Here is a 9,634-nt window from a genome sequence, read left to right as displayed (position 1 = left end):
GCCACCTTCCGCAACGGCTCCTGCAGATCATGCGACGCCACGTACGCGAACTGCTCCAGATCCCGGTTGGACCGCGTCAGCTCGTCCGCCTGCGCCTTGAGCTGGTCGTTGACCCACTCGATCTGCTGGCGCGCCTCGCGGACCTCGGCCAGCTCGGCGGCGATCTGCCGGCGCATGCCGTCCACGTCGGCGGCCAGCTCCCGCAGCTCGGGCGAGCCGGAGCTCTCGATGTGCCGGTCGTAGTCACCGGCGGCGACCGCGCGCACCTGCGCCGCCAGCTCGGTCACCGGCCGGCTCACCATCCGGTCGAGCAGCAGCATCAGCGCGGCGCCGGCCAGGACGATGATGGCGGCCGCCGCGATCTGGATGGCGACCATGCGCCTGCTGGCGTCCCTGGCCGCGTTCGCCGACCGGTCCCGCAGCACGCCGATGTCGGCCTGCATCTGCTCGATGGCGTCGCGCAGCGCGTTGAACTCCGTGGTGCTGCCCGCCTCCACCAGCGCCCGGCCCGCCTCGGGGCCTTGCGTGCGGACGGCGTTGAGGATCGGCTCGGCGACGGCGCCATGCCATGCCTGCGAGCGACGCTCGACCTCGGCCAGGTCCGCCCGGATCCGGTCGTCCAGCGCCGTGGAGCGCAGCAGCTTTCTGATCTCCGCGATCTCGCCTCGTTCGGCGGCGAGCCCGTCCCGGTAGGGCTTCAGGTTCGCGTCCTTGCCGGCGATCGCGTACCCGCGGATGCCGGTCTCCTGGTCCACCACGGCGGTGTTGAGCCGCTCACCGGCGGCTCGCATCGGGCTGGCCCGGTTGACGATGTCGTCCAGCTGGTTGTTGCTGCTCGTGGCCGTGATCGCCGCGAACACCCCGAGCGCGGCGAGCAGCAGGCCGACGGTCACGCACAGGGCGAGGACGCGGCGACGCATCGTCCAGGCGCTCACCCGCAGGAAAGTCACCGGCCACCGCCTCGCGAGATCAGCAGCATCGCGACGTCGTCGGCGAGCGGGCCGCCGTTGCCCTGGTCCGCACGCCCGACCAGCCAGGCCGGCAGCGCGGCCAGGGGGACGCCCTTGGCCGCCGGCTCGCCGAGCAGCCCGCAGAGGCCCTCGACGTCGAGCCGTTCGTTGCCCACGCCGGTGTGGCCCTCGATCAGTCCGTCGGTGTACATCAGCAGGGACCAGTCATCGCCGGCGAACTCCACGTCGGTCGCGGGGGTGGGAGTGGGGCGTACGCCGAGCACGATGCCCGTCCGCGCGGGCACGGGAACGGCGCTGCCGCCGGAGAGCAGCACGGGTGGGGGATGGCCGGCGAGGCGTACGGTCGCGCGGCTGCCGGCCAGGTCTATCGAGACCATCGCCACGGTGGCGAAGACCTCGCGAGCCCGCCGCTCGGTCATCAGCACCTGCTCAAGGGCGGCCAAAACCTGGGACTCCGGCACCCCGGCGAGGACCAGCGCCCGCCACGCGACCCGCAGCTCGACCCCGAGCGCCGCCTCGTCGACGCTGTGCCCGCACACGTCGCCCACGATCACGTGCAGCTTGTTCTCGCCCGCCTGGACGACGTCGAAGAAGTCGCCGCCGAGCAGGCCCATGGCCCGTCCGGAGCGGTAGAACGTGTGGACGGCCACCTCGGTGGTCTGCATCAGCGGCTGGGGCAGCAGGCCGCGCTCGAGCCGGGCCGACTCGGCCTGGCGCAGCTCCACCTCGCGCAGGCGCTGGGCGTTCTCGTCGGCGCGCTTGCGCTCGACGGCGTACCGCAGCGCGCGCACCAGCAGAACGCCGTCGACCTGGCCCTTGACCAGGTAGTCCTGGGCGCCCTCGGCCACCGCCTGCACACCGAGATGCTCGTCGGAGCGCCCGGTCAGCACGCAGACGGCCGCGCTGCCCGCCACGCCGAGCAGCTTGCGCAGTCCGTCGATGCCCTCCGCGTCGGGCAGGCCGAGGTCGAGCAGGACGCACTGGACGCCGCTCATCATGGTCCGGGCCTCGCGCAGGCTGGTCGCGATCTCCAGGTCGAACGACGCGCCGGCCTCGGCGAGCAGCTCGCGCACCAGGAAAGCGTCGCCCTCGTCGTCCTCGACCAGCAGGATCCGCAGCCGCTCCGGCGCCATCACGGGCCGGGGCGTGCGCACTTCAGTCACGGCGCCACCCCGCCCGACGTCGCGTAGGCGGTACGCGGGACGGCGGCACCGGCGCGGCAGGGACGATTGATGGCTGGACTCCTTCGGGCGTGACCCGCTGATCGTCCATCACGGGTCGCGGGCGCACAACACCGGGCACGGCGGAACCGCCCGCAGCCACGGTGCGTGACGAAAACGTGATCACGCGGACGGGTCGTACGACGGGTCCTGCGCCACCCGGCGGGCGTGCCGGGCGATGACCTCGCCGAGGATGCCGTGCAGCCGGCCGCAGTCGAGGCAGTGCAGGTTCTCGTCGAGCCGGCGGCCGCCGCACGCCACGCACGGCCCCCGGTCCTCCGGATCGCGGTACGCCTCGAGGGCCCGGCACATCGCGCGGACGACGTGGTCGCCGACCTGGAACGTCGCCTCACCGAGGGCGGTACGCACCCCGAGCACGGCCACCGGTCCGGCCTCGGGTGCCGGGTCGTACGGGGCCACCCGCTCGACGAACTCGGCGACGACGGCGGCGGGATCGAGCGGGGCTGTCACGGGACAAAGTTATGCCACCGGACCGTAAGATCGCTCGGCATGGGGGGCGTGCCGAGCGTCGAGGCCGAGGACCGGGCACTGACCCGTCCGGCGCGACGCGGCTGGGCGGCCATGGCAGCGGCCGGGTTGCTGATCGTCGTCGGCTTCCTGGCGCTGCAGCCGGTGCGCCCGCCCGCCGAGCGGCCCGCGGACGCCCCGGCCGGCGAGTTCAGCGCGGCCCGTGCCTTCTCCCACGTCCGCACCATCGCGGCCGGTCCGCACGTGGCCGGCAGTTCCGCCAACGACGTGGTCCGCGAGCACATCGTGACCACCCTGCGTGGCCTCGGATTCGACACCGAGGTGCAGGACACCGTCACCACGCAGGGCGGCGACCTGTCCTCCAGCGCGGGCGGCATGGGCCTGGCCCGCGTCCGCAACGTGGTGGCCCTGCGGCCCGGCACGGCCTCCACCGGCCGGATCTTCCTCGTCGCGCACTACGACTCGGTGCAGACCGGTCCGGGCGGCAACGACGACGCGGCGGGCACATCGGCGGTGCTCGAGGCGGCGCGTGCCCTGTCCGGCGGTCCCGCGCTGCGCAACGATCTCGTCCTCGTGCTGACCGACGCCGAGGAGGCGTGCCTGTGCGGGGCGAAGGCCTTCGTGGACCAGCATCCGCTGGCCCGGCAGGGCGGTGTCGTGCTCAACCTCGAGGCCCGCGGCAGCAGCGGTCCGGCGATCGTGTTCGAGACCTCGCAGCGCAACGCGGGCCTGGTCGGTGCCCTCGCCCGGGTCCCCCACCCGGTGGGCACCTCGTTCGCGGTCGAGATCTATCGGCTGCTGCCCAACGACACCGACTTCACGGCCTTCCGCGAGCGGGGTTTCACGGGCCTGAACAGCGCGTACATCGACGGTGCGGCGGTCTACCACACCCCGGTGGACACGCCGGATTCGATGAGCCGCGACAGCTTGCAGCACCACGGCGAGACGGTTCTCGCCCTCACCCGCGACCTCGGTGACCGCGATCTCGCGACGCTGCGCTCGGGCGGCGACGCCACATACTTCCCCGTGCCGGGCGGGCTGGCCCACTATCCGGGCTCCTGGACGTGGCCGCTGGCGGTGGCGGCACTGGTGGCGGTCCTGGCCCTCGGCTGGGTGGCCCGGCGACGCGGCCTGGCGACGGCACGCCGCCAGCTGGCCGCGACCGCGCTGACCCTCGTGCCGGTCCTCGCGGTCCCGGTCCTCGCCCAGCTCCTCTGGATTCTGCTGAAAATCATCCGTCCCGGGTACGCGGAAATGCCGATCGACCCCTACCGTCCCGGGTGGTACCGCCTCGCCCTTCTGGCCCTCACACTCGCCGTGGTCAGCGCCTGGTACGCCCTCCTGCGCCGCCGCCTGGGCCCGGCCGCCCTGGCGATCGCGGGCCTGGCGTGGCTGGCCTTGCTCGGCCTGGTACTCGCGGCGGTGGCGCCCGGCGGCTCCTACCTCACCGCGCTACCGGCGCTGGCGGGCGCGGTCGCGGGAGTCGTCGCCGTGCTGCTCCGGGGCGGCTGGACGGCCGTGGCCGCGGTGACGCTCGGGACGTCGGCCGCCGTCGTCGTCCTCCTTCCCACGCTGGTCATGTTCTTCCCGGCGATGGGCATGGCGCTGGCCGGCACGGGCGCCTTCCTGGCCGTACTCCTGGCCCTCGCACTGCTGCCGGTCCTCGACCTGATCCACCCCGAGGCCGGCGGTCAGCGCGGCGTCGGCGCCCTGAGCGCCCGCCGCCGCGGCGCTCTCCCGGCGCTGGCCGCCACCCTCGCCCTGCTCGCCTGCACCGCCGCCGGGCTCGTCGCGGACCGTTTCGACCGCGCCCACCCCGCCCCCACTCACCTGATGTACGCCCTCGACGCCGACACCGGTCAGGCCCGCTGGCTGAGCGCGTCGCACACCCCGAGCGACTGGACCGCTCAGTACGTCGGCGACGACCCCGCCCCGGTGACCGACACCCTGCCCGCGTTCGGCGCCCAGGAACTGCTGTCGGGTCCCGCCGAGCCGGCGTCGCTGCCCGCGCCTGAGCTGACGAAGACCGCCGACACCACGGCCGGCGACCGTCGCACGGTGACCCTGCGGCTGCTCCCGCGGCGCCCGGTACGCCTGGTGACGCTGCACGTGGGCGCCGCCGCCGAGGTGGCGTCCGCGACCGTCGGTGGCCGTACCGTTGCCACCGACCGCACGGCCGGCGGCGTCTGGGGCTTCGGTTTCGTCTTCCACGCCCCGCCGCCGACCGGCGTCGTCGTGACGCTGACCGTGCCGGCCACGGCACCGCTGAAACTGCGGGCGATGGACGCGAGCGACGGCCTGTCGGCGGTGCCGGGCTTCCGGGTCCGCCCGGCCGACGTGGGAGTCGTCGGCTCGCACAGCTCGGAGATGCTCGCCGTCGCGAAGACCTACACGTTCTAGCGGCCGCGACCCCGGCGGCCGGTCGGCGCGTCGAACCGGAAGTGGACGAAGAGCCGCCCCCAGTTGTCCCCGTCCTTCTCGACGCGGTGGTAGAGCTGCTTGATCTCCTTCTGGTCCAGGAAGCGCAGCACCTTCTTCTTGAGCTGCCCGCTCCCCTTGCCCGGGATGATCTCGACCAGGGTCGCCTTCTTCTGGATCGCCTCGTCGATGATCCCGCGGAGCGCCTTGTCGATCTCGGTGCCCTTGTTGAAGATGTCGTGGAGATCCAGCTTGAGCTTCACGTCCGCAGCCTACTCAGCGCCGCTCGAGCTGCGACCGCCGTTCTTGCCGACCCAGGCCTCGACCCGGCGCAGGGCGTCCTCGTAGTCGGTGTGCCGCTTCATCGCCGCGGCCAGCCGCAGGTGCGGCAGCGCCTCACGGAAGCGGCCGGCCCGTTCAAGGGTCCGGCCGAGCACGTGGTGCGCGTAGTGATCCGATGGATCATGGTCGATCAGCGCTCTGAGCTGGGTTTCCGCCCCGGCCAGCTGCGCCGAGTTGAAATAGGCGCGGGCGAGCAGCTGACGGACGGCGGTGTTGTGCGGTTCCGCCTCCACGATCGGTTCCAACATCCTGGCCGCGCCGAGCGGGTCGCCGGACTCGAAGACGAACGTGGCCCTGCGGTACTCCTCGAGAAGATCCACGGATCCGCACCCCCTGCTCGCGCCGCCGATAGCCAACGCTGGCACAACTCGCGCCGAACGGCGAGTGTTCCCCGACCCCGGATTGGCGACAATTCGCCCGAAATTGCAACCCTCAGGACGGAGAATGCCGGGGTGGGCGACTTCCCGCGTCACCTGGTCGAGGCCCCGCCGCGACCCCGGTTCGGGCGCATCAAGGCGGTCGCCATCGGGCTCGTGACCCTCACCATGTGCCTGTTCCTGGCCGGGGCGGCCCCGCGGCCCGAGATCCGGTCCGCGGCGTTCGCCATACCCGGCATGCAGGCCGTGGGGGCGCCGCCCGCCGGGCCGTCGTGGGCGCCCGCGCCGCGGCGAAGCGGCGGGCTGTCGAGCGTCGCGGTCGCCCGGGGGCAGACGCTGGCGCTGCGTACCGAGGGCGGGGACGTCACCTTCCTGCCGGGCATCAACCTGGGCAGCACGACACCGGGGCATCTGCCGGGTGAGCTGGCGATCAGCCCCGAGCAGTACCGGGTGTGGTTCGCGGCGATGGGCTGGCTCGGAATCCGGGTGGTCCGGATCTACACGATCCACCCGCCCGCCTTCTACACCGAGCTGGCCCGGTACAACCGCGCCAACCCCGACCGGCCGCTGTACCTGATGCAGGGCGTCTACTTCCCCGACGAGTCGTACATCGAGAAACAGGACCTCTACGACCCGGCGGTCACCCGGGCCTTCAAGGACGAGCTGCGCGACGCCAGTGCGGCGGTCCGGGGCCGGCTCGCCCGGGAGCCCCGCGCCGGGCGGTCGAGCGGCACGTGGATTGCCGACGTCACGCCATGGCTGGCCGGGTGGATCATCGGCGTCGAGCTGGACCCGTACGCCTCCGACCGCTCGGACCGGCGCAACCGCGACGCCCCGGCGACCCGCGGCCGGTACTTCCGCAGCACGCCGGACGCCTCCCCCACCGAGCGGTGGCTGGCAGCCCGGATGGACGAGCTGGCCGGCTACGAGGTGGCGCAGGGCCTCAGCCAGCCCATCGCCTTCGTGAACTGGCCGACGACCGACCCGCTACGGCATCCCGAGGAGCCGCTCGAGCAGGAGGACCTATTCCAGCTCGACGCCAACCACGTGCTGCCGACCGCGGCGTGGCCCGGCGGGACGTTCGCGAGCTACCACGCGTACCCGTACTATCCGGACTTCCAGCGGCACGAGCCGGCGCTGCAGGCGTACCGGTACGGCGGCCGGGCGGACCCGTACGCGGGCTACCTCGCCGCGCTGCGCCGCCACCACCGAGCGATGCCGACGGTGGTCACGGAGTTCGGCGTACCGTCGTCGCTTGGGTCCGCCCACAACAGCCCGCTCGGCCGCTCGCAGGGCGACCACAGCGAACGTGAGGCGATGCGCATCGACGCGGAGCTGCTGCGGCTGATCAAGGATCAGGGGCTGGCGGGCGGCTTCCTGTTCTCGTGGGCGGACGAGTGGTTCAAGTTCACCTGGAACACCATCGCCCACCAGGACGGCGAGCGCCGCCAGCTGTGGCACGACCCGCTCACCAACGAGCAGCACTTCGGGCTGATCGCGATGGACGCCGCGGGTCCGCCGGACGCCGGCCCGGCCTACCTGGTCGACGACGAGTCCGCCTGGCCGGCCCGCCGGGTCACCGCACAGGTCGACGAGTCGTACGTGCACCTGCGCGTCCGCCTCGGCGCCGCGCCGCCGGGCGCCCTGACCCTGGGCTTCGACGTGCTGCCGGGGCTCACCGGCAGGCCCGCGCCCGGGACCGGCAACCAGGAGGCGGACGCCGCCTTCGTCCTGGACCTCGTGGCGCGCGGCGGGCAGGCGTACCTGAGACAGGAGCTGGACCCGATGCCGCTCGACTATGCCGTCCCGGCCGGACTGCGTGGCCCGGCCCCGGACGGCTGGCGCCGCTTCGAGCTGGTCGTCAACCGGGACCTGCGGATCCCGTCCACGGGCGAGCGGCTCCCCGCCGAGCTGCAGAACGCCGGGTCGCTGCGCTACGGCCGCCCCGCCGACGACAGCCGCGCCCTCTGGTACCGCGACGGCGACGACCTCGTGGTCCGGGTGCCGTGGGCGATGCTCGGGTTCGCCGACCCGTCCAAGCACATGGTCGGTGTGCCGGTCGCGCGGAAGCTGACGCTGCAGGCGGCCCCCGGCGTGGCCGTGAGCGTCTCCGCGTCCGGCACCGACCAGGCGGTCGGCCGGGTCACCTGGACCAACTGGAACCGGGTCTACGCCACCGAGCGGCTCAAGGACGGTGCCGAGCGGTTCCGCGACGCGGCGCTGGCGGTGACGGCTTCCTGACCAGCAGGGCGACCAGGCCGCCGCCGAGCAGCATCGTGCCGATGGAGACCAGCGCCACGGGGCTCAGCCCGGTCACCGGCAGGCCGCCGTCCGCACCCGGCTGCAGCTCCCGGGGCAGGGCGTGGACCGCCCCCGACGGCTCCGGGGCGACCGCGGAGGGTGCCGCCGTGACGAAGTCACTGACCGTCACACCGTCGCTCGTCTTCACCACCACGGCGACGTCGTAGTCCTGGCCGTTGTGCAGGTTCCGCAGCTCGCACCCGGTCGCTGCGGCGGCGCGCAATGTGCATCCGGACTCATGCCCGGCGGTCGTCGCCCAGAGATACTCGAACCGCCCGCTGCCCAGGTCCGCCGGCGGACGCCAGGACACCCGCAGGCCGCCGTCGAGGGCACGCACCCGGATGCCGGTCGCCGCGGCGGGTGGTCGCGGCAGACCCTCGACCCGCACCGGTACGGCGGACAGCGACGTGGTCCGCGTACCGAGCTGACCGTCGTGTCCCGCGCCCCAGCAGGACGTGTACCCCTGGTCGTCGATCGCGCAGGCGTGGTCCGCACCTGCGTCGATCGCCACCACAGGGCCGCCGTCGAGGGGGCTGCGGCCGCCGCGATCCCAGCACGACGCCCGTCGGCCGCGGTCGATGCCGCAGGTTTGCTGCCCGCCGGCGCTGATCGCGGTGAGCGGTCCGATGGTCGTCGCTCTCGGCGCCCAGCAGGTCGCGACGCCGTCCGCGTCGAGCACACAGGGTCCTGCGCCGCCACCGACGGCGACCTGACGCACCTTGTCGCCGGTCCGGAGCGCGGCCGGTTCGTCACCGTCACGGCCCCAGCAGTACGCCACTCCGCCGGCGGTGGCCGCGCACGTGGAGTCGCCCCCGGCCGCGATGTCGACGACCGGGCCGGTCATCGGTACCCGCACCGGCGTGGCCGTCCCGGTCGTGCCCGGTACGCCGAGCTGCCCCCGCGACCCGTCACCCCAGCACCACACGGATCCCTCGTCGTCGATCACGCACGTGTGCCGGGCGCCGGTGGCGATCTCGACGAGCGTGCGGCCGGCGAGTGCCCGTACCGGTTCGGGCGCCTCCCGGTCGGTGTTCCCGCCGTCGCCGAGCTGTCCCGCCGAGTCGTCACCCCAGCAGTACGCGACCCCGTCCGCACTGATGCCGCAGGTGTGCGCCCGCCCCGCATCGAGCTGCACCGCGTCGTGCATCGCGAGCACCGGCCGGCCGGGCTCGTGCGCCCTGGAGCCGTCGCCGAGCTGGCCGGACGAGTCGTCGCCCCAGCAGTACACGTCACCGACGCTGGTGGTGACGCACGAGTGGGCCCCTCCGGCCGCGACCTGCGCCGGGCCCGCCGCGGCGATCCGCAGCGTGTCCGCCGTGACGCCGGGCGGGTACGCCCCCTGCGCGGCAGCCGGTGAGGCGGGAGCCGCGGCGAGGACCAGTGCCGTGAGGGCACCCGCGATACGGCGCAGTCGCACCCGTTCCTCCGCTCACCCGCCCGACACAACGCGGGAATTATGCGGAGTATTGTGCTCTTAGTCCGTTTCGACACGCTCAGCGCCGGCACTCGCCGCGGC

8 protein-coding genes are annotated in these 9,634 nt (G+C 73.5%); 2 read left to right on the top strand and 6 right to left on the bottom strand.

What is annotated here, in order from left to right; translation table 11 throughout:
* The 3 genes from AB0J80_RS36530 to AB0J80_RS36520 form a co-directional block, all read right to left on the bottom strand.
* Positions 1 to 950 (bottom strand): CHASE3 domain-containing protein (locus AB0J80_RS36530; protein ID WP_364714181.1); only part of this gene is annotated, 950 nt, incomplete at its 3' end.
* Positions 947 to 2,104 (bottom strand): fused response regulator/phosphatase, encoded by a 1,158-nt coding sequence (locus tag AB0J80_RS36525; protein ID WP_364714186.1) that lies wholly within the window; start codon positions 2,102 to 2,104, stop codon positions 947 to 949. The genes AB0J80_RS36530 and AB0J80_RS36525, both read right to left, overlap by 4 nt.
* A 210-nt stretch (positions 2,105 to 2,314) precedes the next feature.
* Positions 2,315 to 2,662, bottom strand: coding sequence for a hypothetical protein (locus AB0J80_RS36520; protein ID WP_364714179.1), 348 nt, complete (start codon positions 2,660 to 2,662; stop codon positions 2,315 to 2,317).
* Between the two features lie 39 nt (positions 2,663 to 2,701).
* On the opposite strand from AB0J80_RS36520, the gene AB0J80_RS36515 reads away from it, so the two are divergent.
* The gene (locus AB0J80_RS36515) at positions 2,702 to 5,080 is read left to right on the top strand and encodes a M28 family peptidase (RefSeq protein WP_364714178.1); all 2,379 of its coding nucleotides are present in this window, start codon (positions 2,702 to 2,704) and stop codon (positions 5,078 to 5,080) included.
* On the opposite strand, the gene AB0J80_RS36510 is transcribed toward AB0J80_RS36515, so the two are convergent.
* A complete protein-coding gene (locus tag AB0J80_RS36510; RefSeq protein ID WP_364714176.1) occupies positions 5,077 to 5,361 on the bottom strand; it encodes a Smr/MutS family protein in 285 nt (94 codons plus the stop codon). The two genes, AB0J80_RS36515 and AB0J80_RS36510, sit on opposite strands and share 4 nt — an antisense overlap.
* A 9-nt stretch (positions 5,362 to 5,370) precedes the next feature.
* A complete protein-coding gene (locus AB0J80_RS36505; protein ID WP_364714174.1) occupies positions 5,371 to 5,760 on the bottom strand; it encodes a tetratricopeptide repeat protein in 390 nt (129 codons plus the stop codon).
* 132 nt (positions 5,761 to 5,892) lie between these two features.
* Here AB0J80_RS36505 and AB0J80_RS36500 point away from each other — a divergent pair, with 132 nt between their 5' ends.
* Positions 5,893 to 8,058, top strand: a complete 2,166-nt coding sequence (locus tag AB0J80_RS36500) for a hypothetical protein (protein ID WP_364714172.1) — start codon at positions 5,893 to 5,895, stop codon at positions 8,056 to 8,058.
* Here AB0J80_RS36500 and AB0J80_RS36495 read toward each other — a convergent pair.
* Positions 8,003 to 9,535: a hypothetical protein gene (locus AB0J80_RS36495; RefSeq protein ID WP_364714170.1), complete on the bottom strand. Its 1,533-nt coding sequence runs from the start codon at positions 9,533 to 9,535 to the stop codon at positions 8,003 to 8,005. The two genes, AB0J80_RS36500 and AB0J80_RS36495, sit on opposite strands and share 56 nt — an antisense overlap.
* Positions 9,536 to 9,634 lie beyond the last annotated feature (99 nt).

Source organism: Actinoplanes sp. NPDC049548 (assembly GCF_040676695.1).
Lineage (GTDB): Bacteria > Actinomycetota > Actinomycetes > Mycobacteriales > Micromonosporaceae > Actinoplanes.
This window is presented reverse-complemented; position numbering and strand designations above follow the sequence as displayed.